This is a genomic window from Methanolobus psychrotolerans, from assembly GCF_002243045.1.
Taxonomy (GTDB): Archaea; Halobacteriota; Methanosarcinia; order Methanosarcinales; family Methanosarcinaceae; genus Methanolobus; species Methanolobus psychrotolerans.
This window is the reverse complement of the sequence record NZ_MBKP01000037.1, coordinates 1-26,177: the sequence shown is the minus strand read 5'-3', so window position 1 is coordinate 26,177 and position 26,177 is coordinate 1. Positions and strand designations below refer to the sequence as shown.

The window sequence follows — 26,177 nt, the reverse complement described above, 5'->3', positions numbered from 1 at the left end:
TGTTATGTAGATTCCGTATTTAGGGGGGCAACAGATGATTTCGTGGTATTCAAATACACTTTCCTCAGGGGCGATATAACTACCATACAAACCGGGGACATCTATGGTGCTTTCGATGTTGAGGGATTTGAGGTCCCTGCTGTCATGAATGGAATCAATTATGCAGGAAGTGGCGGTGGTACAAAACTGAATACTGGCGATAATGCTCTGGTGATGTCCAGCAACAAAGATATCGATCTCGATGGGAAAAAGACGATCGATCTTTATGGTGGAATGTATCTCAAGACCGAGGATACCAGCAGTCCGGTCCTTAAGATGACTCTCTGGATGACGAAAACCATCAAAGCCCCGGCATCTGCAGATGCAAAGGTTGTTGAAGAAGAGACGGTAAAAGAGGATGATGTTGTAGTTGTAGACCTGGCTGAAGCAAATAATGAAAAGGAAACTACAGCTTCTGTTGATGACAGAAAGGAATCGTCTCCTGCATATGATGCAGGGGATAATAAAGTAGTGGAGAGTTCCGTAAAGGCTCCAGGATTTGAAATTTTGATAGGTCTTCTGGGATTATTGGGTGCAGCAATTTTCAGAAAATAAAGTTGGATATGGTTGGAAGTATCTATTTCCAACCATTTTGTTCGCTAATTTGCATAAAACTATATTTCATTTTATGAGGCATCTCGAATGAAACAAGAAAATATAGACTGGAACGATGTCTGGAAGGAGCTTATGGCCGGGCAGCAGACAGCAGACAAGGAAGGGAACAATGCATTGTGGAATAAAAAAGACAATGCAGAAAGGTTCTGGAAAAGGTCACAGGGAAATTCGCAGATAACAGAAAATACTCTTAGAGAGTTACCTCTGACTCCCGGGTCCCGGGTCCTTGATATCGGAGCAGGTCCCGGAAGGCTTGCATTACCTATTGCTGAACGGGTCGCTCATGTCACTGCTGTTGAGCCCGCGGAAGGAATGAAGGACCTACTTCTGGAAAATATGGCAAAGCAGAGAATCAGCAACATTAACTGTGTCAGCAAACGCTGGGAGGATATTGATGTTGCTAACGATCTTGAAGGTACATATGACCTGGTAATTGCATCTTTTTCACTGGGGATGCCTGATATAAGGGAAGCGATTCTGAAAATGGAGCAGGCTTCCTCTAAATATGTGTATCTCTACTGGTTTGCAGGAGGCACACCATGGGAAGAGCATTCAGTGAATCTGTGGCCTAAACTTTACGGCAAAAGCTACGTATGCGGTCCCAAGTGCGATGTGCTTTACAATGTTCTCTATGGTATGGACATCTACCCTGACATGCGCGTATTTCCTCTGGAATACACTAATCTTTTTTCATCTATGGACGAGGCCATGGATTTCTTCCGGTCACGCTATGTGATAGAGACTCAGGAGCAGGAAGCTATACTTCTCAATTATCTCGGGAAAATGCTCGTTCAGGAGAATGGCCATTTTGTTGAGCGGGGCATTTCCATACGGGTGAGGATCTGCTGGGAAAAGAACTAAAAATGCAAAATATACAAAAATAAGGTGAAATTATGAAAATATTGATATGTGGTAAAGGCGGATGCGGAAAAAGTACACTGACAGCTTTGCTTGCACAGTCCATGGTCCGCAAGGGATGCAACGTACTTGTAATAGACAACGACGAATCCAATTTCGGACTTCACAGGCAGTTGGGACTTGACTTGCCTCAGGATTTCCTTAATTATTTCGGCGGGAAAAAAGAGCTTGGGGCCAAAATGAGGAATTCCTTTTCCACAGGAGATACGGTCAGGATCTTTGAGAATAAGTGGGAAATAGCGGATATACCGGAGGATTATATTTCTGCGAATGGCAACCTGTCTCTTATGGCAGTGGGCAAGATACATGATTTCGGTGAGGGCTGTGCCTGTCCCATGGGTGTGCTTGCAAAGCACCTGCTGAAGAACATCGATGTTGGCAGCAATGATTTTGTTTTCGTTGACACAGAGGCCGGTATCGAGCATTTCGGCAGGGGAGTTGAAGAAGGCTGCGATGCATTATTGATGGTAATAGATCCTTCATATGAGTCTATACGTCTTTCTGAGAAGATAAGCAGCCTTGCAGAAGTTGCCGGAAAGGAGCTCTACTACATACTTAACAGGGCTGAAGGTGAAAGTAAGGCCATTCTTCATGAAAAAGTCCCTGAAAACCGCATACTTGGGTCACTTCCTGTTTTAGAATCTGTTTTCAGGGCAGGGCTGCTGGGGAACGAGTTCAATGTGGAATCTGAGGAAATAGATTCTATTGCTTCTTTTTTGATGGATCTTAAAAACAGAGGGATCAATTCATGAATAAAGAAAAATTGTTAGTACTTTTTTCTGTATTCCTTATTCCCATTGTCTTAATGACTGCAGGTTGTATCGATCAGGAAAGTACTCAGAACAGTATCACGGATGAGGACATTGCCGAAGGATCACAGAAGGTAGATGTCCTTCATCTGACCGGCGGTGATTATGGTTATCCGCAGCCATTCTCCATATATCCGAGAGGTCCGGGATCATCAAAGGTTGGAATGATCTTTGACAGCCTAGTGGAAAGAGATGAGATCGGTATAATTCCCTGGATAGCCGAAAGCTGGGATGTCAATGCGGATGGAACAGAATACACATTCCATCTTCGTGAAGGTGTAAGCTGGAGCGATGGGGAACCATTCACGGCAAATGATGTTAAATTCACTTTTGATTATGAGCAGGAAAATGTACCGATAGCAGGCGGGATGGAATCAGGAGTTGTGGATAAAGTTCAGGTTGTGGACGACAATACTGTCAAGTTCGTACTTACTCAGCCAGTTTCAACATTCCTTTACAAGCTCACGAGTTTTAAGATCATACCTGAGCACATATACAAAGATGTCTCTGATCCTGGCAGTTTCCTTGAACCCGAAGCTGTTACTGGTACCGGCCCGTTCCTTCTTGATGAGTATAACGCAGAACACGGTTCTTACAGGTTTGTGGCGAATGAGGATTTCTGGGGACCGGATACGATTGTTGAAGCTGTTGAGTTCATTCCTGTTAGTGATCAGATGATATCTTTCGAGCAGGGAGCAATAGACTTCACGGAGATATCACCTGACACCCTTGACAGGTTTATATCAGAACCTGATATCAGAATTATCCAGCAGCCTGCTTTTTGGGGCTACCAGTTCTACTTCAACATTAACAAACGTGCAGAGCTCAATGACAAAATAATCAGGCAGGCCTTTGTTTATGCCATCGCCCGTGAGGAGCTTGTTGAAAAAATAGAAAGAGGCGCAGGAAAACCTGGTGAGATGGGAATTCTCCCGGTAGACCATATATGGTATAATGCAGACCAGCCTGCATATGAATACAACCCTGACAAGGCCAGAGAATTGCTGGAGGAAGCCGGATGGACCGATACGGATGGTGATGGAATACGTGATAAGGATGGAGAAAAACTGTCCTACGTATTGTCTCTTGCCAGTGGTGAAGTCCGTATGGGTGAGCTTATAAAAGCAAGACTTAGCGAAGTAGGCATTGACGTCCTGGTCAAAGCTCTTGAAAGCAAATCCCGCGATGCAAATCTAAAGACCGGGGACTTTGAGCTTGCAATAAGCGGCTACGGAGGATGGGGAAAAGACGCAGATTATCTTCGTACAAGATTCTGTGACATTGATTCCGGAATCAGCAGCGTGGCATCCGGTGCATCGGTATTTGGTTACCACAATGACACACTGAATGCTCTTGGGACCCGGGAACTGCAGGAACTTGACGATGAGAAACGCAAGGAGATAGTCTACGAAATGCAGACCGTGCTTGCTGAGGATATACCTGCGATACCGCTCTATTATACAACAAGCTATGATGCCTGGCACATTTCAAAATATGATGGCTGGATGAACATGTACGACCACCATGCAAGAACACACAGCATTCTTTCATATACACAGAGGGATGGAATTGCAGCAAAAAGATAATATCGCTAACCTGATCGATTGCTGGAATAAAGCTTCCGGCAGCGGTCTGAATGTACTGGATGAAGGCAGGATGGCGAATGTCTGGAACAAACGTTCCGGCAGCTTTGCCAGGAACATGGAGAAAAGCAGCAGACAGAGAAGAACTGATGAGATCCTTGCATTCCTTGCTGAATGCGGTTTTGAGCCGGATGGTGCAAGGATCCTGGATATAGGATGCGGGCCCGGAACTCTCTCCCTTCCTCTTTCAAAGCTTGGAGCGGATGTGACTGCACTTGATATATCATCAGGAATGCTTGACAGGCTCAAAGATGCTGTAAAACAGGAGTCACTTCCCATAGATATCATCGAATGTTCCTGGTGGACGGCAGACATAGACGAGCTTGGGTTCAGGAATGAGTTCGATCTTGTGATCGCCTCCATGACACCGGGAATAAAGAATGTCGAGAACTTTGACCGGATGATGGCCTGCTCAAAGAAGCTCTGTTATTACAGTAACTTCCTGAGAAGAGAGGAGGACAAGGCATATCGTGATATCCGCAGCTCGATACTTGGTGAAAGTGCAGAGAACAATATGAACGGGCTATCTTTCCCATTCATGTATCTTTACCTCTCAGGCTACAGGCCCTCGGTCAGGATCAACCATTCTATTTTGAAGGAAGAAAACAACTGGCAGGAAACAGCGGAATGGGCAATTGATTTCATTGGGCGGGGCAGGGATTTTGATGATGGCACAAAACAAAAGATAATGGATTATTATCAAAACGCGTCTGTAGATGGAATTTACAGTTCCGAGTCCGATTCATACACCGGTATGATGGTCTGGGAAGTTTAAAGAGAGGATGACAGTATGGCAAATGACAGGAATTCCTTTATTTTCAGGTTAGTGATAACCCTTTTTGTAATTCTTGTCATCAATTTCTTCCTCCCCCGGATGATGCCCGGAGACCCGTTCTCCACAACTTCTGCTGATATGCCCGGAGAAGATATAATTGTGATGACAGAAGAGCAGAGGCTCTATTACCTGGAATACTACGGGCTTGACAGGCCGTTGCACGAGCAGTTCTATACCTATATCACAAACCTGATGAAAGGGGACTTGGGCAGGAGCATATTTTACAGAAAGCCGGTCAGCGACGTAATTATACTCCATCTTCCCTGGACAATGTTCATCGTCCTGGGATCAACATTGATCAGCACGATTGCCGGTGTGGTCCTTGGAACGTTCTCGGCAAAGAATCGTAAAAAAGGAAGTGATAGAATGATGATGACAGGCATGATTGCCTTTGCGGAGATCCCGTCATTCCTGCTTGGCCTGGTACTTCTCCTGGTCTTCAGCGTACATCTGCGTCTTTTCCCGCTTGCAGGTGCTATCACTCCCTTCGCACACTACAGTGGTCTGGCAGAACATGTATGGGACATATTGCACCACGCTTTCCTGCCTGTCCTGACCCTGACACTTGCACAGCTGACAGGTGTCTATCTGCTCACAAGGAATTCATTGATCACAGTGACCACAAAGGATTATATCCGAACTGCCAGGTCCAAAGGACTGGGTGAAAGGACCGTATGGACCCGGCATGCACTCCGAAATGCGCTGCTTCCCGTGGTGACAAGGACAGGTTTCATGATCGGGATAATGATGGGGGGTGTTGTGTTGGTGGAAAGCGTCTTTTCCTATCCGGGTATAGGAATGACCCTTAGAAGTGCTGTAATTGGCCGGGATTATCCCCTTATACAGGGTATTCTCCTGGTAATTGCAGTGTCCATACTGATCTGCAATCTGCTGGTTGACAAAATATACAGTAAACTTGATCCGAGGGTTTCGATATGATCAAGAACATCAATGTCCCCGGATATGCCGGAATAACCTCTTATATTCAGGCTTTGAACATTTGCAGAGTTAGTACTAATCTAAGCACGACATTCTCGAAGTTCAGCACAGAAGGCAAGATTGGTGTCCTTGGAATTCTTTGCATAGTCCTGATGGCTGCTTTTGCTCCTGTGATAACACATTACTCTCCCCAGAAGATCACAGGCGACTCACTGGAAGCTCCCGGTCCGGCTCACATACTTGGTACTGATGAGCTTGGTATGGATATCTGGTCGCAGATATGCTACGGTGCAAGAATGAGCCTTACAATAGGTCTTGCCGTGGCATTCATTTCAGGATTTGGCGGAGGAGCTATCGGGGTACTGGCCGGGTACATAGGCGGGCACGTAGACCAGGGACTTATGAGAATAATCGATGTGACAATGTCACTTCCAAGTTTCCCGCTTATGATAGTGATATCCGCTTTTCTCGGGCCGAGTATACTTAATGTGATATTCATACTCGTTCTTTTCAGCTGGGCCAAGCCCGCACGTATCGCGCGTTCCCAGGCACTGGCTATTAAGAAGAACAGCTATATCACTGCCGCCCGCAACTATGGCGCAAGACCGTTCTACATTCTCCGCAAACACATATTCCCGGAGATCCTGCCTGTGCTGTTCGTGCTTGTTATTGACATATCCTCGCATGCGATCATAGCCGAGGCAGGACTTGCATTCCTGGGGCTCGGGGACCCTACGTCCAAGAGTTGGGGTATGATGCTTAACAATGCAACGGGTTTCAGGTCGATATATTTCACGCCTTACTGGCAATGGTGGCTGTTGCCTCCGTTGTTCATGCTTATAGTTCTCCTGCTGTGTCTTGCTTTCATAAGCAGGGATATGGAGAGGATACTTGATCCTAAATTAAAGATAAAAAAAGGTTTCTGATCATGAGTCTGCTTAAAATCAAGGATTTAAAATGCCACTATCAGACCGATGCTGGCATTGTAAAGGCAGTAGACGGCATTTCGTTTGAGATAGATGAAGGAGAGATCCTGGGAATAGTTGGAGAATCCGGAAGTGGCAAGACCACTATCGCCCTTGGGATCATGGGCATCCTGCCGGAAAATACAACCAGCTCCGGTGATATCATTTACAGGGATCATCTACTCTCCTCTTTGTACTGCTCCGGGCTTGACAGATTTCGATGGAATGATATTGCAATTGTTTTTCAGAATGGATTGGAGGTGCTGAATCCTGTAATGAAACTCAGGACCCAGATAACAGAGCCCATGATGAAGCACCTTGATATCAGCCTGGAAAAAGCCCGCAGCAAATGTGCCGACCTGTTCAGGACCGTCCGCCTTGATCCGAAATGGTTGGATGCATATCCGCATCAGCTCTCAGGAGGCATGAGACAGAGATTCCTTCTGGCAATGGCCCTTGCATGTGATCCTAAATTACTGATCCTTGATGAGGTCACTTCCGCACTTGATGCATTTACCCGCAGGGAGATCCGGGACCTTCTGGTCGATCTTCAGAAGATGAACGGTTATACGATGTTAATGATATCCCATGACCTCACGTTTGTATCTTCCGTGGCATCCAGGGTTGCTGTCATGTATTCCGGAAGGGTTGTGGAGACCGGTCCTGTTAAGGATATTTTGTCATCCCCCCGTCATCCCTATACAAGAGGACTTGTACACTCAACGCCGGATATTTTTGCATATAAAGACCTTTGGGGGATCCCTGGTGATATCCCTGCAGGCACCGAGTTTAAGGGTTGTCCTTTCTGTCCACGATGCACACAAAAGATCAAGAAATGCAATGAAGCAACTCCTAATCTTATTCCTGTTGAGGGGGGAAGGGAAATTGCATGTCACAGGGGGGGTGTTGCAGGGCTTTTACAGGCAAAAGACCTAAATCACAGCTACCGTCTTCCCGATGGACAATACCTGAAAGTAGTTGATGATGTTAATCTGGAAGTGAAGGAAGGTGAGGTTCTTGCAATTATCGGACAGACCGGTTCAGGCAAGTCAACTCTTGCCCATATTCTTGCAAATGTAATAAGATCCGAGAGTGGTAACGTGCTTTTTATGGGGGAGAGTATCTGCAAGTGTAATCTTGGAAAGAATCTCAATGGCATTCAGATAGTGTTCCAGGACCCTTTCAGTTCTACAAACAACAGGTTCACTGTGCTTGATGCGATCAAAGAGCCTCTTGATATCAATAAGATCGGATTAAAGGAAGAACGGTTGCAAATGGTCAAAAGCACCCTTGAACTTGTCCATCTTCCAGTTACAGATGATTTCCTCCGTAAATATTGTGGGGAACTCAGTGGGGGACAGAGGCAGAGAGTGGCACTTGCCAGAGCAATGGTCATGGAGCCAAAACTCCTTATTGCGGATGAAATTACTTCGGCTCTGGATGTTTCAACCTCTGCAAATGTATTGCGCCTATTAAAAGGCCTTCAGAACAGGCGAGGATTTGCAATGATCTATATTTCTCATGACCTGTCCATGACACTGAAGATAGCTGACAGGATAGCCGTTATGGATAAGGGAAGGATCGTAGAGATGGGTAATTCTCATGATGTGATGTTTTCACCTTCTGATGAGTACACAAAAAGGCTTGTGGGTTCAAGACTAGGACTGTGCTGCCATACTCACTAGGTCTTATAACTTAGATGGATTTATACAAAACTTAGAGTATAAGTTAATATTTTTTTTTCAGAATCCTTTTCATAAATGCTAAATAGTATTAGTTAATTTGTGGAATAGACTTCAATGGTCAATGTAAAAACAGGAGATTAAAAATATGCTATGGGGATTTTCCGTACTCAAAGATGAGCAGATAAAAGCCATCAACGAACTCGAATCAAAAATGAACGTTACTTTACTTGCATTCTCAGGTCTCAATATCAAGAACGCTGAACTCACAAAAGAAGACCTTATGAATATCAAGGAACTGGAAGAAAAGCTGGGTCTTTCTCTTGTTGCTGTCAACGTTGAGTAAAATAGAAGGATGGCGGGGTGGGAATTATTTCCCGGTCCTTACCATCCTCTTGTGTATTCCTCGTAACAGGGGATGCAGACATATTCTCCATTCTGTACTCTTGTTCTGGATTCAGCCATCATTTCCCCGCATTTCATGCATTTGACGGAATTGAATATCCTGGCCTTGTGCGGAATTTCGACATTAACGAATTTAACATCAAACATCTCTTCCACAGGCGTATTTCTCATGGTCACGGATATACCTTCCATGCGCTCCCGGAATTCCTTTGTTTCCTCTTCTGTGGCTGTACCTGACATGACCTTTGGACGCAGTTTGCTGACCTTTGGGTCAACAGCATCTATATTGAAACTTGCTTTAAGGGCAACCCTTACAGCTTTTCCGCTGTCTCTGCATATGAATGTGAATGCCTGTTTTGCATGGTCTTTATAGATCAGGTTGCCTTTTCCGATGGTGCATCCTGTTAGAACCTGGACTGCGTCCACTCCGCAGGCATCGTTCTCTACTATAGTTACAAGCTCTTCATCGATATCGCGCTCAGTTTCAAGTTTTTCGATTCCAGCTTTAGCGGCAATGTAGCCTATTGTAAGTCCAGGACAGATGTGTCCGTGGAATTTGGCAGCTTCTTCAAAGGTAGGGATCTGTCTTGTCGCGTTTTCTGTTGAACATTCAGATGACATATTAATCACGGAAGGTAAAAGCGAATAATGCTTTTAATAGTTTCTGTGTTATTATTTTTAGTACTAATGGCAGCTGTCTTAATAATTCTTCTACTATCTTTCAATATGTCCTCTTATCACTTAGCTAGACTGCATATCTGATTTGTCACTCTTGGGCAATACTCTCATACCATGGCTTTCTTAGGTGCATGCTCATATGGGTGTGAGGAAGAGTAAAATGAAAATACGTACGTTTTTTATTTATCAGTACAGGATAACATCTTGCAAGCGCATATTTGTTATGTGACTGGCACTAAAAATCGTCATTTCAGGCTACGTATTTGTTTTGAAATTAAAGTTCAAAGGAACTAAACTCGGCAACAAAACTTGGACTACTTAAAAGCTAAAATAGTGCTCCGATCGGGATTCGAACCCGAGTCGCAGGAGTGAGAGTCCTGTATGATTGGCCGTGCTACACTATCGGAGCAGTTTGGTTTGCTAACAGCACCCATGAAAGTAACTCAAGATTTATTAATGTTTCGTTTATGGCAAAAGGGTGTATGTTTGTGATTTACACAAACATACTGTGCGGTGCATTTGATTCTTCTTCTTCTGCAACCACTTTTTCGAAGGCTTCTAACATGTCTTTCATGGTAATGCTCTCGCCACGTCGTCTCAGTACAAACATTCCCGCTTCCTTGGTGATTACTTTCAGATCGGCACCACTAAGGCCTTCTGTCATCTTTGCCAATTTCTCAATGTCCACGTCATCAGCAAGATTCATCTTGCGCGTGTGAATCTTAAATATCTCCATTCGCCCTCTCTCATCAGGTATTGGAACCTCGATAATACGGTCAAAACGCCCTGGGCGAAGCAATGCGGGATCAAGCAGGTCTATCCTGTTAGTTGCGGCAATGACCTTCACGTTCTGTGTTGCATCAAAACCATCCATTTCGGCAAGTAGCTGGAGCATTGTACGGTTGACTTCTGCAGATCCGGTGGTTCCGTCATGTGTGCGCATACCGCCTACTGCATCGATCTCGTCTATGAAAAGGATGGATGGTGACTTGTCACGGGCCATCTGGAACACATCCTTCACCAGGCGTGCACCCTCTCCGACGAACTTCTGCACAAGGTCTGAGCCGGACATGCGGATGAAAGTAGCCTTTGCTCTGGAAGCCACTGCCTTTGCGATAAGTGTCTTACCAGTTCCGGGGGCGCCATAAAGCAGTACTCCTGTAGGTGGCTCGATGCCTATCTTCTCAAAAAGTTCAGGTTCAACAAGCGGCAGTTCTACAGACTCAATGACCTCTTTGAGTACATCATCCAGGCCACCGATCATGTCATAATCTATTCCCGGGGAGTTGATAAGTTCCATGATCTGGGCGCGCACATCTGCAGCCCTGGTTATTATAGATATAATAGAGAATGCGGCATTGACGCAAACTCTCATGCCTGGCTCCACGTTTAGGTGGGGTGCTACTTTAATCAGGACTTCCTGGTTGTTTCCATGTTGCCTGATAATTGCCATCTTATTTTCGACTTCCATAACTGTGGCAATGAACAGCGGTGGAGTAGTTAGTTGCTCTATTTGTCTCTTGAGCTTGCTTGTTTCTTCAAGGTAACTGTTTGCTAACATGCTGGCTTCAAGTAGCTTGGCTCGCATGGTTTCATTATTGACTTTGAGTATCTCTATTTCGTGAAGTAATGATTCTACATCTTTTTCGTCAAGACTGTCAGACTCGATCTGCGTCTTTATTTTTGAGCTGATTGTGTCAATTGGTGATTCGGCACTACTATTTGACATAGGGGCTTACTATGGGTATCATTGGATATAAACCCCACTGAATCATTGCATAGTGTTTTTGCTTGCAGCATACTCTTTTTTTCTTATATTGTAATGGGGTATTCATCTATTTTGGCTTAATCACAAAAAACAGGATTTGTTCTGATATTATTACTTTATTTCTAAATAAGAGTGTTTATAACTCTTTTTTTATGATTAAAGTACGTGAAATCTGTCTGTATATGGTAGGTACTGTTATTTTCTCTTAAAATTCGACAAAAAACGAAATACTTATGTATCATTATTGCAATCTTTGTATTGCAGGTATGTTTCACAACATGCTTAATCTGTATCTAATTATTTTAAGGTAAAAAGAAGCTATATTAGGGCTCTGATTTATTTTAAAACATTTGAATACTAATATTAGAGCAAATATTTATATAATATTAAATACATGTAAGTAATTGTGAGTCACACAGTAACAACGTGTTCCTGATGTGTTCACAAAATCACGGATCAAGATTAAATGAGCAACACCATTGTCTGAGGGGATAAATGGTTTGTGAATCCATCAATATCTGAGGGGATGAATGGATCCGCAAAGAGGCAAAAAGGATGAAGGTTCGGCTTGAGATCATCGATGACGATGGCATTGAAAGCGCAAATGTCGAATTTGCGGGAAGGCACTGGAAAAGGCGTCTTCTTGCATTTCTAGACATGGTCGAAGACGAGACAGATAATATTTCCGAACCTTCATCCATTTCATCTTATTCTAAGGTTCCCATAGCTGATCAGCATGCATACCAAGCACAATATGCTCAGCAACAGGCACCACAAAGTTTCCAGCAGTCCGGTCAGCAGACTGCATCACCGCCACAGTTCCAGGGACATGTTCAACAACAGTTCCAAGAAGCTATTCCACAACAGCAGTTCCAGCAGGCAACTATGCCGCTACAATATCAGCAGCCAGTCCCACAATTTCAAATGCCTGGAATGCAACAGCAATTTCAGCAGGCTTATTCTCAGCAGCCTGTTATGCAAAATTATCAACCACCACAATATGTACAGCCTAATTCACCTCCTGTAGGGCTGCAACAGTATGGCTATGGACAGCCGGCACAACCGATGTCATCTACGATCCACCAAACTACATATTCTAACCAACAGGCTCAGCCGGCTGTTTCCCTTATAAATCAACCTGTGCGCCGCAGAACTACTATGCTTCAGGACAGGCTGAATGATATGTCTCTTACAATCAACGAGCGCCTTGAGCTCTTCCTTAAATACGAATATCCTCGTGTCTGGTTCTCTTCGCAGGATGTCCAGCAGCATTATGAAAGGATATACGGAGAAATAAAACAAAGTACAGTATCTACTTATCTTTCCCGAATGTATCGCAAGAGTCTGCTTGAACGCAGAGGAAACAGGACACAGCGGGAATATCGCTACATAGGCGATGAGCCGGAATCCATTTATAGTATGGAAGAAATGGCAAAGGCACCTGTTCACCACAGGCTCCAGTATTGACCCCGCATTTTTTGCATTAACAGGTTTTTAATATTCCTTTTGCTATATCTGTTTCTATGCGTCCATCTCAGGATATTTTCAGTTTTGGAATTATCCTTATTGTTCTGGGTTTTATTTTTGTTTTTTCAGGTATGTTAGTTTCTTCACTTAGCGGTGCAGGTGAATTTGGCGGTTTTATTCTGATAGGTCCGATTCCAATAGTATTCGGCTCCTCTCCTGAAATTACGTCATCGATGCTTTGGGTAGGTGTGCTCATAGCGGTTGTCTATTTGCTGGTGCGGAGGGGGCTTTGATGTTTGGTTCCTATCTTGTGATTATGGGCGTGTTGATGATCGTATCCGGTTTTTTGCTGATATTTGCAAAAAACGTTTATAGAGCGGGAAACTCTAATCAAATAGATGAATACACTCTGAACTCATTTTCTAATGATTCAAGGGCTTCTTCTAGGCACGCAAATCACGAAGCATTTCTAAACAAGACTGAAGTACAGGGAGGCGGTATTATCACGCTTGGTCCTATTTCCATAATCCTTGGTTCAGACCACAAAAGCACCCAGGTCCTGATAATACAGGCAGTTGTTCTTATGGTTCTGTACTTTCTGATATTTGTGTAATGCTGTAGTGAACTGGTGATTCTGTGAACCTTTTATTTGTTGTGATGATAGTTAGAATGTGCATGCATCTCCCCTGTGAATATGTTTATACTTCTTCAGTTCAATACATACATTGATGCGTCCTTTTAAACTAGTTTCAGAGTACAGTCCAAAGGGTGACCAACCAAAAGCAATATCCCAGCTGACCGAGGGTTTGCTTTCGGGGAAAAAACACCAGACGTTACTTGGTGTGACCGGTTCAGGAAAAACATTCACAGTAGCCAATGTCATCCAGAACGTGCAGAAACCTACTCTTGTGATAGCTCACAACAAAACACTTGCAGCACAACTGTTCTCTGAGTTCCGTGAATTCTTCCCTGACAATGCCGTAGAGTATTTTGTCAGTTATTATGATTACTACCAGCCTGAGGCTTACATGCCTACAACAGATACATATATTGAAAAGGATGCATCCATCAACGAAGAAATAGACCGTCTCAGGCTTTCGGCTACAAAATCCCTGCTTGAGCGTAAGGATGTAATAGTCGTTGCCAGTGTTTCCTGCATTTACAACCTTGGTTCTCCTGATGAATGGAGGGCCATGTCTGTCATGCTTACTCCGGGTGCTGAGATAGACAGGCCGGCTTTTCTTGAGTCGCTCATCAATATACAGTATGAAAGGAACGATATTGCTTTCACTCAGGGTACTTTCCGTTTAAGGGGTGATACTATTGAGATATTCCCTGCCCAGGAAAATAATGCTATCCGGATAGAGCTGTTCGGTGATGAGATAGACCGGATTGCTTATTTTGAACCTGTCACAGGAAAAGTCCTGGAAGAAGTACTTCCCGGTGAAACCATCGGTATATATCCTGCAAAGCATTTTGTGATGCCTGAAGAGTATATTGGAAAAGCACTTGTGACCATCGAAGCCGAACTCCAGGACAGGCTGGCGGTACTGAGGTCCGGGGACAAGCTCCTCGAAGCCCAGAGGCTTGAACAGAGGGCTAAATTCGATATGGAAATGATTCGGGAGCTTGGTTACTGTAGCGGAATTGAGAACTATTCAAGACATTTTGACGGCCGCCGCCCAGGGGAACCGCCTTCTTCACTAATGGATTTCTTCCCTGATGATTATCTTGTGGTAATAGACGAGTCTCATGTAACGATACCTCAGATACGTGGTATGCATAACGGTGACAGGGCAAGGAAAGAGACCCTGGTAAATTATGGATTCCGTTTGCCTTCTGCTTTTGACAACCGTCCTCTGCGTTATGATGAGTTTGAGCGGAATCTTAATGATGTCATCTATGTTTCAGCAACTCCTGCTGAATATGAACTTGGCAAAAGCAAGGCTGTTGTGGAGCAGATCATTCGTCCAACAGGTCTTGTAGATCCGGAGGTCACCATAAGGCCGGTGGAGAATCAGGTGGATGATCTCATTGGCGAGATCCGTAAAGTGACCGCCCAAGGTTTCAGGACTCTTGTGACAACACTTACCAAAAGGATGGCTGAGGACCTTACAGAATACTTGCTGGAACTGGGGATAAAAGTAAGGTACATGCATTCTGATATCGATACCCTTGAACGTTCGCAGATCGTCAGGGGCCTGAGGAAAGGAGATTTCGATGTACTTGTGGGTATCAATCTCCTGCGTGAGGGACTCGATATTCCTGAAGTTGCTTTTGTTGGCATACTTGATGCTGATAAGGAAGGTTTCCTGCGCTCAGAGCGTTCCCTTATCCAGACCATTGGTCGCGCTTCCAGGAATTCGGAAGGTCGTGTTATCCTTTATGCGGACAGGATAACAGGTTCTATGGAGCGTGCCATTAATGAGACTGAGAGGCGTCGCAAGCTTCAGACGAAATTTAATAAAGAGCATGGTATCACTCCTACTACTATTCGTAAATCTCTGCAAAAAGAACTTGTGGAAACGAAAGAATATGAAGCTGTGTCCGGTGTTCTGGCAATAGCTGAAGACATGTCTGTAAGGGAAATTGCAGATATAATCATCGATCTAGAGGCTGATATGCATCTTGCCGCCAAGAATCTTGAATTTGAGAGGGCGGCAGAACTCCGGGACCGGATAAAAGAGCTGCAGGAAAGCTATTCTATGTGATTATTTTGCTGTGAGCTTTATATGGCAAATGCCGCTTTTTACTTTGTTCTTATGCTGGCCAATTCTATATCAAGCCCACGACTAATTTTTTTTAGCAGTCCGGGTATTGTCTTTTTGCCGTCTGATGCAACATGCGGATGAAGTACTGGAAGTCGTTATGTTTATGGATTTAAATATAATTCCTGACTATATTCATTATCAGGCGAAAACGTTATATTTGTAAAACTCCTGTAAGGGTTGCAGCGTGCGCCGATGGTCTAGCGGCTATGACTGGGGCCTTCCAAGCCCTAAACCCGGGTTCGAATCCCGGTTGGCGCATCACCCCATATTTCTTCTGATTTAATATTCAGCTATTTTAATATAATCTCAGATGCTTGTTTTTTTTTCTGTATATAACAAAGAACTACATGTGTATTTTTATATATACGACACAGACTTTTTATACTACTTCCTAACAACGATGATTGGAGTGGGCTTAATAAAAAGTTCTCAATTGAGTTATGTTATTATTAGTTGGCAAATAGCTACAATCCAAAAAAGTGACAAAATTCAAGGTATCTGCGGCATATAAGCAGGCTGATCCCCAATCATTTCATCATCGTAACAATTCAGATCATTTCATCACCGTCTGTATCACAGTTCTGGATATAATCCCTCATTCACGAAATGCCAATTCTCTCTCACCTTATATATATATATATATATATTCAGAAAATCCCTGATTGTCGGATTAACAACATGCCCGCCTCGCTGCTGCATGCCGTTGCTTTAGTACTTTTTGTGGAGGATGCCTTTTTTGACAAGGCGCTGACGGACTGAGCAGTTAGCTTTGGAGGCCTAAAAAATGTTACAGTTCCTGAGAGGATATATAAGGTATTCGGGTTCTTTGAAGGCTTTTGAAACGAATAAATCATCGTCCAGAGAACGGTCATTACGTTCTATGCAGATACATCATCTCTCACCAACTTTCAGTTTCAATCAATTTGTATATTCTCTTAATTTTTTCCCATCGCCATCCTGCGCCACACATAACTACAACCCAACTCGAAGTTTAGACAATTCTTTAATATGTGCAGATACTTCTATTAACTGCAATAACCGGACATAATCCCCGGTTAACAAGCATCGAACAAGGAGAACATGAAATGTCACCTGAAACAAAAAACGATAAATCATATTTCGCTATAATCGCACTATCAATTGTCCTGGTGGTGATGTCGTTAACGATATACGCCATCTCACAGAGTGGTTCTGAAAGTGGTACCGCCGACACAATTTCCATGAGCGGGTACGCTGAACAGCAAGTTATCCCAGACACGGCAAGTTTGAACATAGGTGTTGTAATCCAGTCAGCAACCTCAAAGGAAGCATCTGACGAGAATGCGGCCATAATGAGTGCTGTCATAGCAGAACTTAAAGCACTGGGATTGGAGGACAAGGAAATACGGACATCCTATGTTTCCGTATATCCGGTATACAGCTATGAAACAACACAAAAGATAACAGGTTATTCCGCTTCCAACAGCGTGCGGGTCACTACGACGAATCTTGACATACTGGGTGATATCATTGACAGGTCAACAGCCTCCGGAGCTAATGAGGTAGGAAGCATTTCCTTCTCAGTATCAGACGACAAGCAAAAGCAGCTCCGTGCAGACCTGATGGATGAAGCAGTAGCTGATGCATCATCAAAGGCCACCACGCTTGCCAACAGCTTGGGTGTCAAGATCACCGGCGTTCAGACTTCCTCTATAAGTGAGAGCAGCGGCTCCAGAGTATATTATGAATATGACATGGTAACATCAGCAAAGGACTTGGGAACAGGTTCCACACCTATTGAGCCGGGAGAGTCTACTGTTTCAATATCATTACAGGTCACATACTACATTGAATAAGGGATTTGGATCGAGCAGTTTGAAAAGACAATTTTGTAATGATCGGAAGTTGCAGAATGACGACAGGGTCGTTTGCAACTTTCAGGTCAATATACCAACCACCACCTTCCACCGGTTGATACCGGTGTTTTTTTCTTAATTCTATTTGTGATTTCCTGGCTCTATAGATGCCGCAAACATTTCCTCTATCTTCATTCTCACACCTGCAGCCCCATTTAACTCTGCTGCCATCTCCCGCATCTGCAACAGCTTATTCCTGTACTTTTCATTATCTATCAGGAGCCTGATGTTCTCAAGTATCTCTCTTGGGGATGCGGAGTAGTCGAGTTTCCTGCCAAGACCTTCATCTTCTATGACCGAGGCATTGTTTTGCTGTTCGCTGTGGTTACGGTCGGGTACTGTGATCATGGGGATGCCAAAGCTCAGGGCTTCCATCATAGTACTGTGGCCTCCAGGGGCAACGATGACATCCGAAGCTTTCATGTACGGGAACTGGTCATCTATGAATCTGAGGATATGTACATTTTCCGGAATAGCTCCAAAATCAGAGGGATCAATACTTGGTCCTGAAAGCAGTGTGTAGTTGATAGCGTCATCCATGTTTGCAGCTTCGATAACCTTCCTAAAGATTGGCTCCCTGTATCCGAAACTACCAATGGTGCAGAGCACATGCGGTCGGCTTAAGTGTGCTGCTTCGGTCCCCTCAAATGACCTGCCCACCAGGGGACCGCTGAAAAAAACCTTCTTGCAGTTCTTCTTTTTAAATTTCAGGTTCTTTCTGCACACCGTATTCGGTAGCGGGTAGTCGGGGATGATTATGCCGTCCGCCAGCTTGAACATGCCCGTGTAGAACTTTTTCACGATTTCGCCAAGTATCTTGCTTGACACGCCTTTTCCCTTAAAGAATTCTTCCATGTTCGACTGGTTCAGGATAAGATAACATGGGATGTCACGTGCCCTTGCACCGATAAGGCCCATATAATAACTGTCAGAGATAACAACGTCCGGCCTGTTCTTCTTGAGAAGTTTGCGAAGCTTCATCAGTCCAAGGAACTGCCCTCTTTTGAAAGTGACAAGAATGGACTTCTTCATATTAAGGGCTCCTGCCTTGCCTGCAAGCGTGATCTCAGAAGGTATTTTGTGTGTAATGAAGCCATTGCGCTCGATAAGCTCCTTTGAATATCCGTAAGCACCAAAATGAACTTCATGTCCTGCAGAATTTAGTTCCTTCCCTATCGAAATACACCTGCTGGCATGTCCTAGTCCCTCTCCGCAGACAAAAATCATTACTTTCATGAGAACACCATAAAAACCAATAAATGATCTAAGATGGTTTCCATATGTCTTAATGAATAAAATATATTCTCATTAAGGTCATTTCGTGATAAAGTTCTGCATCAGGAAGATCCTGTCTTGTAGAAATCAGTCACAATAAGAATCACAGATAAACAGGGAAAACAAATGTTGTACTTTGTTCCCTGTAAATCTGATGTTGTTCTCATTCTCAAACCACATCATGCAATATTTATGATAAATTCTACAGAACCCTGATCTTAACTTTTTATAATCCGGTTGATCCTGGAAACCTGTGGCTGCTTTGACAGCATGTATAAGAATACCGGTAGTCCGGAGCCAGATATATGCTGGGCTAGGTATAATGTCGTCATATTCATCAGTGAGTGTTTACCCAGTCTATCTTTTCCAACAAGACTTACTATCTTATCGAAGGTATTCACTCCGGTGGAATATCTTGTTTCTTCTGAAGTTCCGTTCTCCATATTGAATACAAGTTCAATCCACGCATTAAGTTCCTGGGTGATGTGCTTCCATATTGGTTCATCGATCATCATATAGGATCTGCCTTTCTCGATGTTCCTGAAATACTCCCTGAAAGTATCACCCTTTGCTACAGTGTAGACCCTGCCTATCCTGCCTGTGTGACTGTCAGTTGTCACGGCCATTCCCTTTCTGTAGCGCTGTGCCAGCATCATGGAGAAAAGGTTCTTTTTGTGCAGGTCCTGCATATTGTACTCTATTACCGGGAAGTGTTTTGCAAGTTCAGTGACAGCAAAGATGTTTGGTTTTTCCCCTGGCTTGAACCAGAACGGATGGTTGTATATATGCGGGATGTCGTTACTTTTGAAATAATCAATCAGGTCATATATGTTCTTCTCCTTCTGCACTATCAGCTCAATTTCTGCATACTGGCTCTTGTCAAACTCAAAAGCATTAATGTGAACCGTATGTCCCACATTCTGCATATCGGTAATGGAGAGCTCCACTCCAGGAATCAGTTTATCAATGTTCCATCCCATAATATCATATGCACTGACTGTGTCATGGTCTGTGAATGTAACAAAATCAAGGCCGTCCAAGTTTGCCTTTTTTAAAAGGTTTTTCGGGTACGTGAATTTGCTCTTGGGTACGTCATATGAACAGGATGTGTGCACGTGTAGGTCTGCCTTACACCAGCCGTTCTCAAGAAGCTCTGACGCTTTATCGGACTGAATTATCTTTTGTTTTGCATTATCCCGGTTCCGGAACATTTCCTTGCCTCCGCAATGTTATCTTTGTATTATTGTTCTATATTTATATGTTCCTGGATACAAATAAATATTTAATCTCTATTATCTATAGATATCTATATCTTATATGTAAATAACTGCTTTATACCTCAAAATCTCAATTATAAATATGACTACTGTTTTGCGAGCATCGGAACAAACCAAAATAAAATCATGGGGATTGTATGAAATTCCTGATCTTCGTATGCGGTGAGGGTCTGGGACACACAGGACGATGCATCTCTCTTGCAAATGAATTATTGGCGGCAGGCCATAGTGTATGCATCGGTGCCTATGGTTATTCCGGGGAGCTCATCGAAAGGTCCGGTCACCGGACAAGGCAGATACCCCGGGAACTGAATCTTACGGGAAATAACGGCTCGCTCGATCTGAAAAGTTCCATCGTGGGAACGGCAAAGAGTATTTCTATTACAGATATGAGATCAGTTCTGAATCTGGTCGAAATAACAAAACCTGATTTTGTTATTTCAGACGGCTATTATCTGGGTATCCTTGCTTCCATGTGGAGGAAAGTACGTACGTGCATGATAGTGAACCAGTCCAATATGCAGGATTTTTTCAGAGGCAAGGGCTTTATGATACGGTTTGTAGGTTCGTTTGTCCGCAGGTTCTATACATGGATATACAAGAGAACAGACCTTATTTTTGTCCCGGATTTCCCTCTTCCTTTTGCAATATGCGCTTCCAATCTGGCATTTCCTTATGAGGTATGGGGCAAGATCGAATTCAGCGGTCCTTTATTAAGGAAAAGGTTTGGGGAAGTGACTGCAAAGGAAGGTGTAAAACATCCCCATGTGCTTTGCAGTATAGGGGGATTCGGATACCGCCTTCAGATATTCAGGACGATAACTAAGGCTGCAAAAATGGATCCGAGTATAAGTTATACTCTCATAGGTGGTCCGGATCTAGATTATGATATGCTTGGAGAGATACCTGAAAATGTGAATCTCTGTAGGTTTGTGGCAGATCCATTTCCTTACTACCGATCAAGTGATGTCGTTATATGTACTGGGGGGCATGGCACGCTCACCGAGTCATTAAGCTTTGGCCTGCCAGTTATCTCTTTCCCGGACCAGTTACATAATGAGCAGGAAAACAATGCCCGCCGTGTGGAAGAAAACGGATACGGAATCTCTCTGTCCTATTCAGTATCTCCTGAAGAACTGCTGCATGCAGTCCATTCTCTCTTGCATGATGAAAAGTTCAAGTCAAAGGCATCAAAATTAAAAGAGCATGCACAATCCCTGGATGGTCCTGGATATATACGAAAAAAGCTGGAAACATATTATACTATGAAAACATCCGGTCTCAGTTTCTCAGCATTAATTCCAGAAACTTGAACAACTCGCCGTGGTCCTGCAGAACAATGTCCGAATGTCCCAGTTCTTTCCTGTCAATGTATGTGGGCAATCCGATGGTAAATATTCCTGCATTCGTGGCGGACATGACTCCAAGTACCGCATTCTCTATGACAATACAGTCTCTATTGTCCACATCCAGCATTTCCACGGCCTTGTTATAAGGGTCAGGGGCTGGTTTTCCTCTAGAAGTGTCATCTCCGCTAACTATTACATCAAAAATGCCTGGAAAATACTTTTGCATTATCTTTTCCACAATTGATTTGTCAGAACCGGATACTACAGCCAGCATGAATCTGTTTTTCAGTTTTCGAAGGCATGTATCCATTCCTTCGAACATGGTAACGCTTTCCATATCAAAAAGTTCGTGTTTCCTGGCAGGGATTGATGCAAAGAGTTCTTCAATTTCGAAATAATCTGTTTTATTCTTGTTCAGTATTCTCTTTACGATTCCTGTGTCGTTCTCACCTTCAAGTCCGAAAATATCTCTTTCATCGATGCAGATTCCTGCTTCCATAAATGCAGTCTTCCAAGCTTTCGCATGCAGGTGCATTGAGTCTATGAGAACACCGTCCATATCAAAAATCAGGGCTTTGATCACAGATAATAAGAGGGTAGTTCTGTATATCTAATTATTCTCGGGTTTTGTCATAGACAAGAGCACTTCTATACTCAATATAGTGCCTATATAGGGGGACTATTTTTAATGCAGCGTTCTTTTTAATACTGTATCGCCTTCTCTTATACAAGTACAAATTAAATTACGATCGGGGTGAGTAGTTGACAACAGCATACAGACGATCTATTTTCATATTCAGACGTGATCTGCGAGTGGATGATAATGTCGCTTTGAACAAGGTACTGGAGTTGTCGGATGAAGTTGTTCCTTGTTTCATATTCGACCCACGGCTTGCGGACAATAGCAGAAAACATTTCAATAACAATGCCTTCCAGTTCCTGCTGGAGTGCCTTCAAGATCTTGAAGGTCAGCTGGAAGCTAAAGGCGGCAGACTGTTGCTTTTCTCAGGTCTTCCGGAAAATGTCATCATTGGTCTTAAACAGGAAGCAGGGATTGATGCGGTTTTTTTCAACCGTGATTATACACCTTTCAGCATAAAGAGAGATAACATCATCAAAGAAGTATGTGCCATGGTAGGTATAGATGTGAGAACTTATCATGATGCACTCCTCCATGAGCCGGGCACTGTAATTACCAAAGAAGGTAAGCCCTATACAGTATTTTCCCAGTTCTTCCGGAAAGCCTCCAAAATTGAAGTTATGTTGCCAATTATGCAGGAAGGTGGCAAGTTTTGTAAAGAAAACATAATGCTGGAACAGGTTGACCTTTCCAGGTTCATTTCCCGGAAGAAAAATGAACACCTTTTCGCAAAAAGGGGCAGGGGTCATGCTTTGTCTGTTTTGCAGAAAATGGGGGATTTCAAAAATTATGCACATGAACGCGACTATCCTTCTATAAAAGGAACAACCGGCCTTTCAGCCCACAACAAGCTTGGAACGGTCTCCATACGGGAATTCTATCATCATGTGGCAAATGAGCTTGGTCCGGACCATACCCTTATCAACGAATTGCACTGGCGTGATTTTTTCATGCATATAGCTATTGCATTCCCTCATGTTTTCAGCCATGCTTTTAAGAAAAAATTCGATGCTATTTCGTGGTCAGATGACTTGAAGCTTTTCAATGCCTGGTGTAGTGGGCAGACTGGTTTTCCAATAGTTGATGCAGGGATGCGTGAGCTTAACATTACCGGGTACATGCACAACCGTGTAAGGATGATAGTATCCTCATTTCTTGTGAAGGACTTGCATATTGACTGGAAGTGGGGTGAGAGATATTTTGCTAGTAAACTCGTGGACTACGATCCATGTGTTAATAATGGTAATTGGCAATGGTCTGCGTCTACAGGGGCAGATTCTCAGCCATATTTCCGAATTTTCAATCCATGGCTACAGCAGAAGAAGTTCGATCCTGATTGTGAGTACATCAAGAAGTGGGTGATGGAGCTTCGTGGGATGGATACTGTAGAGATACATGGTCTTGAAAAAAACAAGCAACCATCTTCAATAGTGTATCCTCCTGCAATAGTTGATCACAAAAAGGAAAGAGCAAAGACATTGGCAGCATTTAGCTCCTTATGATTCTTTATCGAGGCTTGCATCGTCCTGCAACTTTCTGTCGGGAATGGGTTTCATTTTTAATCGGGGCAGTTTTAAATATTGCTCTGTTCTAACAAGTTGCTTTCACAAGAAATGTCGGAGTTATATATGGTAAGCGATGAAGAGATGTTGTCGGATAGTATATGGAGTCTGTTTCGCAGGTTTACTTTCCCTGCCATGGCTGGCATACTGGTAGCAGGCATCCAGACCATCATCGATGGTATTTTCATTGGTAGGGGTGTGGGAAGTCAGGGGCTTGCCGGGGTGACGCTTGCCTTTCCCTTCGTGATGTTCATTGTAGCAGCCGGCATAATGGTAGGCATGGGATCTGCCAGTCTTATCGCTCTTGAGCTGGGCGGTTTGCACAGGGACAGGGCAATGAGGATTATGTCCAATGTCTTTCCTCTTGTGCTTATTGCAGGGGCGATCATCACGGTGCTTGGTCTGACATTGGGCGGGTCTCTCATTGGTATGTTTGAGGCCAGCGATGTTGTCCGTTCCATGGCTGTGGAGTATGTGGATATCATCTTCCTTGGCTCGATCTTCATACTGCTTCCCATTACCCTTGACCCGCTTGTCAGGAATGACGGGTTCCCGTTGCTGGCCATGAGGACAATGGTACTTGCAGTGCTGGTGAACCTGGTGCTTGATTACATCTTCGTCATGCATCTGGACATGCAGCTCTTTGGTGCGGCACTTGCCACGGTTATAGCATTTGCAGTTAGTGCCACGATCCTCTCGTTGCATTTCTTTAGCAGCAGGACGGGTCTTAGGGTAAGCTTCAGTATGATGGGATTCCATACCCGTGAAGTGCTGAGGATAGTTGAGAGCGGCCTGCCGTCGTTTGCCATGCAGTTCTCAGTGGCTGTACTGTTCCTGGCGCACAATTTCGTCCTGCTGCAGCACGGTGATGAAGGGGCGGTCTCAGCATACGGGATAATCGGATATTCGTTTGCCATATTCTACATGCTGTTTGAGGGTATTGCTGTGGGTGTGCAGCCTATAATCGGTTTCAATTACGGTGCAGGCAGGTATGATCGTGTGTGCAGAACCCTGAAACTAGCTATGGTTGCGTGTGTGGTAATCGGGTCTGTGGGCGTCATCATCGTTTATCTGGTTCCAGAGATGGTGGCTGGCATATTCAATCCTGACACCAAGGATATTCTGGAGACTACCGTTACTGGTATGAGGATAATTGTGGCATCACTGCTGGTCCAGGGCATAGTGGTGGTGAATGCCACTTATTATCAGTCCATAAACCGGGTAGGATATGCGCTGTTCATCCACCTGGGAAAGATATTTGTGTTCATGCTCCCTCTGCTGCTGGCATTGCCCATGTTCTTCGGTCTGCGTGGTGTGTGGTTTGCAACTCCGGTGGCTGATTACTTGATGTTTGCAGTGGTGATGGTTATGCTCTACGACGAGCTGAAGGTGCTCAGGGGCGAGAAGTGCAGGGTGCCATGATGCAGGTTATCTTAAGAAACCTACTTGCTTCACCTTATACGCTTGGTATTTCATCAGCTGCTGGTTTCGGGGCTGCGGTCGCTATAACACTTGGTGCTGGTTTTGCAGGGGGAGAATACTTGATTGTGGGAAATGCTTTCATTGGGGAGTCCTTCTGTCAGTTGAGATGTAGTTGCAGGAAGTCCCATGTCAGTCATGAACGAGGAAAATATAAGGACTCATTATGGTGTTGAAGCTCTGATCAAAGAAGAAAACGATATTCCATATATTATTCCTTTAAGATCTGTGTAGATTTGTATCCTCTGAGTAAAGGTGCCGTTCGTAAGATTAATATGGCAGTGTGCTATTTTTGCAATATCTTATGCGGGGGTTGCCCAGCCTGGCCAAAGGCGCAGGGCTTAGGACCCTGTCTCGTAGGAGTTCGTGCGTTCGAATCGCACCTCCCGCACCATATTTTTATTCACTTATTCATCGACAGTCTGCATATCTTCACGTTTCAGTGTTCTTGCATCTCTTCTTATGTACAGGCTTGGTGTATTAAAACGATATTATTGCCTACGGCAGATGTTCTTCACGTATCACTGGCTGCTGAGTTGGCAAGGGATCTGGCAGTTGTTGAGGCTGCTGATACTTATGTGCTTGATACAGATAGGTCTGCTGAAGTCAAGGGTCGGGCTTTTACAGTTTTCAGGAAGCTGGGTGCTTCTAATAAGTGGTAAATGGTGCTTCCTGAAGAATTTCCGGATGGATTTTTGTGAAAAGAGTATCAGCAATGCTGACAAAACTATAATTATTAGTCAAGAATGGATTAAGGTTATGGGTATTCTTAAAAAATAAAAGTGACAAAAGTAAGTATTTTGTTTTAATCATTTTATATTAGTAATTTGATTTTTATTTTTTACAAAAACCATGTATTTTTATAATAAGTAACAATTGTTATGCATCGTTCCTCCGCAACCCTTTTATACAAGTGTTGACTTGTAAGGGTGCTCGCGTTGAGCCCACTGGTGCGTTACTGCATCATGATAATCGACTCTACGTGAAGCACATGATGAAGTACTAATTTCATTTCATCAGGCTGGTGTTTAAAGGTTCATTCTATGCCTTCGGATCATTTGGTTCGGAAGGTATATATACGATGATGTCCTTTGTAGGAGTCCGCGCAAATCGCGGCAAAAACGCTTACAATCACCGCCTTTTATGCAAGTGGAGGCAGGAGTTAT

Annotated in this window: 24 protein-coding genes and 3 tRNA genes; 21 read left to right on the top strand and 6 right to left on the bottom strand. The window is 43.8% G+C overall.

The window, feature by feature from the left end; all coding sequences use genetic code 11:
* From BB781_RS11610 to BB781_RS11570, 9 genes are all read left to right on the top strand, one after another.
* Positions 1-594: PGF-CTERM sorting domain-containing protein (locus BB781_RS11610; protein WP_242492647.1), on the top strand; the 594-nt coding region annotated here is incomplete at its 5' end.
* Between the two features lie 87 nt (positions 595-681).
* Positions 682-1,515 (top strand): class I SAM-dependent methyltransferase, encoded by an 834-nt coding sequence (locus tag BB781_RS11605; RefSeq protein WP_094228655.1) that lies wholly within the window; start codon positions 682-684, stop codon positions 1,513-1,515.
* A 32-nt stretch (positions 1,516-1,547) separates the two neighbouring features.
* Positions 1,548-2,324 (top strand): ATP-binding protein, encoded by a 777-nt coding sequence (locus BB781_RS11600; protein ID WP_094228654.1) that lies wholly within the window; start codon positions 1,548-1,550, stop codon positions 2,322-2,324.
* Entirely contained in the window at positions 2,321-3,967 is a 1,647-nt protein-coding gene (locus BB781_RS11595; protein WP_094228653.1) for an ABC transporter substrate-binding protein, read from the top strand. The genes BB781_RS11600 and BB781_RS11595 overlap by 4 nt, the downstream gene beginning before the upstream one ends.
* On the top strand, positions 3,945-4,799 hold the full coding sequence (locus BB781_RS11590; protein WP_094228652.1) for a class I SAM-dependent methyltransferase: 855 nt from the start codon (positions 3,945-3,947) through the stop codon (positions 4,797-4,799). The genes BB781_RS11595 and BB781_RS11590 overlap by 23 nt, the downstream gene beginning before the upstream one ends.
* A gap of 15 nt (positions 4,800-4,814) precedes the next feature.
* Positions 4,815-5,798: an ABC transporter permease gene (locus tag BB781_RS11585; protein ID WP_094228651.1), complete on the top strand. Its 984-nt coding sequence runs from the start codon at positions 4,815-4,817 to the stop codon at positions 5,796-5,798.
* A complete protein-coding gene (locus BB781_RS11580) occupies positions 5,795-6,724 on the top strand; it encodes an ABC transporter permease (RefSeq protein WP_094228650.1) in 930 nt (309 codons plus the stop codon). Before BB781_RS11585 ends, BB781_RS11580 begins: the two co-directional genes overlap by 4 nt.
* A gap of 2 nt (positions 6,725-6,726) precedes the next feature.
* The gene (locus BB781_RS11575) at positions 6,727-8,448 is read left to right on the top strand and encodes a dipeptide ABC transporter ATP-binding protein (protein WP_094228649.1); all 1,722 of its coding nucleotides are present in this window, start codon (positions 6,727-6,729) and stop codon (positions 8,446-8,448) included.
* A gap of 145 nt (positions 8,449-8,593) precedes the next feature.
* Positions 8,594-8,791, top strand: coding sequence for a hypothetical protein (locus BB781_RS11570; protein WP_094228648.1), 198 nt, complete (start codon positions 8,594-8,596; stop codon positions 8,789-8,791).
* Positions 8,792-8,829: 38 nt separating this feature from the next.
* On the opposite strand, the gene BB781_RS11565 is transcribed toward BB781_RS11570, so the two are convergent.
* The 3 genes from BB781_RS11565 to BB781_RS11555 form a co-directional block, all read right to left on the bottom strand.
* Positions 8,830-9,471 (bottom strand): FmdE family protein, encoded by a 642-nt coding sequence (locus tag BB781_RS11565; RefSeq protein ID WP_094228647.1) that lies wholly within the window; start codon positions 9,469-9,471, stop codon positions 8,830-8,832.
* A gap of 391 nt (positions 9,472-9,862) precedes the next feature.
* Positions 9,863-9,937 (bottom strand) — tRNA-Glu (locus BB781_RS11560).
* Positions 9,938-10,021: 84 nt separating this feature from the next.
* Positions 10,022-11,257 (bottom strand): proteasome-activating nucleotidase, encoded by a 1,236-nt coding sequence (locus BB781_RS11555; protein WP_094228646.1) that lies wholly within the window; start codon positions 11,255-11,257, stop codon positions 10,022-10,024.
* A gap of 594 nt (positions 11,258-11,851) precedes the next feature.
* Here BB781_RS11555 and BB781_RS11550 point away from each other — a divergent pair.
* From BB781_RS11550 to BB781_RS11525, 6 genes are all read left to right on the top strand, one after another.
* The gene (locus BB781_RS11550; RefSeq protein ID WP_094228645.1) at positions 11,852-12,763 is read left to right on the top strand and encodes a hypothetical protein; all 912 of its coding nucleotides are present in this window, start codon (positions 11,852-11,854) and stop codon (positions 12,761-12,763) included.
* 56 nt (positions 12,764-12,819) lie between these two features.
* Positions 12,820-13,056, top strand: a complete 237-nt coding sequence (locus tag BB781_RS11545) for a TIGR00304 family membrane protein (RefSeq protein ID WP_094228644.1) — start codon at positions 12,820-12,822, stop codon at positions 13,054-13,056.
* Positions 13,056-13,376 carry a TIGR00304 family membrane protein gene (locus tag BB781_RS11540; protein ID WP_094228643.1) on the top strand — a complete coding sequence of 107 codons (321 nt, stop codon included), beginning with the start codon at positions 13,056-13,058 and terminating at the stop codon, positions 13,374-13,376. The genes BB781_RS11545 and BB781_RS11540 overlap by 1 nt, the downstream gene beginning before the upstream one ends.
* 115 nt (positions 13,377-13,491) lie before the next feature.
* A complete protein-coding gene (uvrB, locus tag BB781_RS11535; protein WP_094228642.1) occupies positions 13,492-15,474 on the top strand; it encodes an excinuclease ABC subunit UvrB in 1,983 nt (660 codons plus the stop codon).
* A gap of 246 nt (positions 15,475-15,720) precedes the next feature.
* Positions 15,721-15,792 (top strand) — tRNA-Gly (locus BB781_RS11530).
* A gap of 827 nt (positions 15,793-16,619) precedes the next feature.
* A complete protein-coding gene (locus BB781_RS11525) occupies positions 16,620-17,369 on the top strand; it encodes an SIMPL domain-containing protein (protein ID WP_094228641.1) in 750 nt (249 codons plus the stop codon).
* Positions 17,370-17,510: 141 nt separating this feature from the next.
* Here the strand turns inward: BB781_RS11525 and BB781_RS11520 are convergent, their stop codons facing one another.
* Together BB781_RS11520 and BB781_RS11515 are read right to left on the bottom strand one after the other, a co-directional pair.
* Positions 17,511-18,665: a glycosyltransferase gene (locus tag BB781_RS11520; protein ID WP_094228640.1), complete on the bottom strand. Its 1,155-nt coding sequence runs from the start codon at positions 18,663-18,665 to the stop codon at positions 17,511-17,513.
* A 257-nt stretch (positions 18,666-18,922) separates the two neighbouring features.
* Positions 18,923-19,915 carry a PHP domain-containing protein gene (locus tag BB781_RS11515; protein WP_094228639.1) on the bottom strand — a complete coding sequence of 331 codons (993 nt, stop codon included), beginning with the start codon at positions 19,913-19,915 and terminating at the stop codon, positions 18,923-18,925.
* Positions 19,916-20,118: 203 nt separating this feature from the next.
* On the opposite strand from BB781_RS11515, the gene BB781_RS11510 reads away from it, so the two are divergent.
* Entirely contained in the window at positions 20,119-21,294 is a 1,176-nt protein-coding gene (locus tag BB781_RS11510; protein ID WP_094228638.1) for a UDP-N-acetylglucosamine--N-acetylmuramyl-(pentapeptide) pyrophosphoryl-undecaprenol N-acetylglucosamine transferase, read from the top strand.
* Here BB781_RS11510 and BB781_RS11505 read toward each other — a convergent pair.
* Positions 21,263-21,913, bottom strand: a complete 651-nt coding sequence (locus BB781_RS11505; protein WP_094228637.1) for an HAD family hydrolase — start codon at positions 21,911-21,913, stop codon at positions 21,263-21,265. The genes BB781_RS11510 and BB781_RS11505 overlap by 32 nt on opposite strands.
* A 179-nt stretch (positions 21,914-22,092) precedes the next feature.
* Between BB781_RS11505 and BB781_RS11500 the strand changes: the two genes are divergently transcribed.
* The 5 genes from BB781_RS11500 (at position 22,093) to BB781_RS15770 (ending at position 25,673) form a co-directional block, all read left to right on the top strand.
* Positions 22,093-23,472: a cryptochrome/photolyase family protein gene (locus BB781_RS11500; RefSeq protein WP_094228636.1), complete on the top strand. Its 1,380-nt coding sequence runs from the start codon at positions 22,093-22,095 to the stop codon at positions 23,470-23,472.
* Positions 23,473-23,598: 126 nt separating this feature from the next.
* Positions 23,599-24,954, top strand: coding sequence for an MATE family efflux transporter (locus BB781_RS11495; RefSeq protein ID WP_094228635.1), 1,356 nt, complete (start codon positions 23,599-23,601; stop codon positions 24,952-24,954).
* Positions 24,951-25,187 (top strand): iron chelate uptake ABC transporter family permease subunit, encoded by a 237-nt coding sequence (locus tag BB781_RS16415; RefSeq protein ID WP_340637525.1) that lies wholly within the window; start codon positions 24,951-24,953, stop codon positions 25,185-25,187. The genes BB781_RS11495 and BB781_RS16415 overlap by 4 nt, the downstream gene beginning before the upstream one ends.
* Before the next feature lie 130 nt (positions 25,188-25,317).
* Positions 25,318-25,405: transfer RNA gene (locus BB781_RS11485), tRNA-Leu, on the top strand.
* Positions 25,406-25,505: 100 nt separating this feature from the next.
* Complete coding sequence (locus BB781_RS15770; protein WP_164997860.1) at positions 25,506-25,673, top strand: hypothetical protein; 168 nt, start codon at positions 25,506-25,508, stop codon at positions 25,671-25,673.
* The last annotated feature ends 504 nt before the right edge of the window (positions 25,674-26,177 follow it).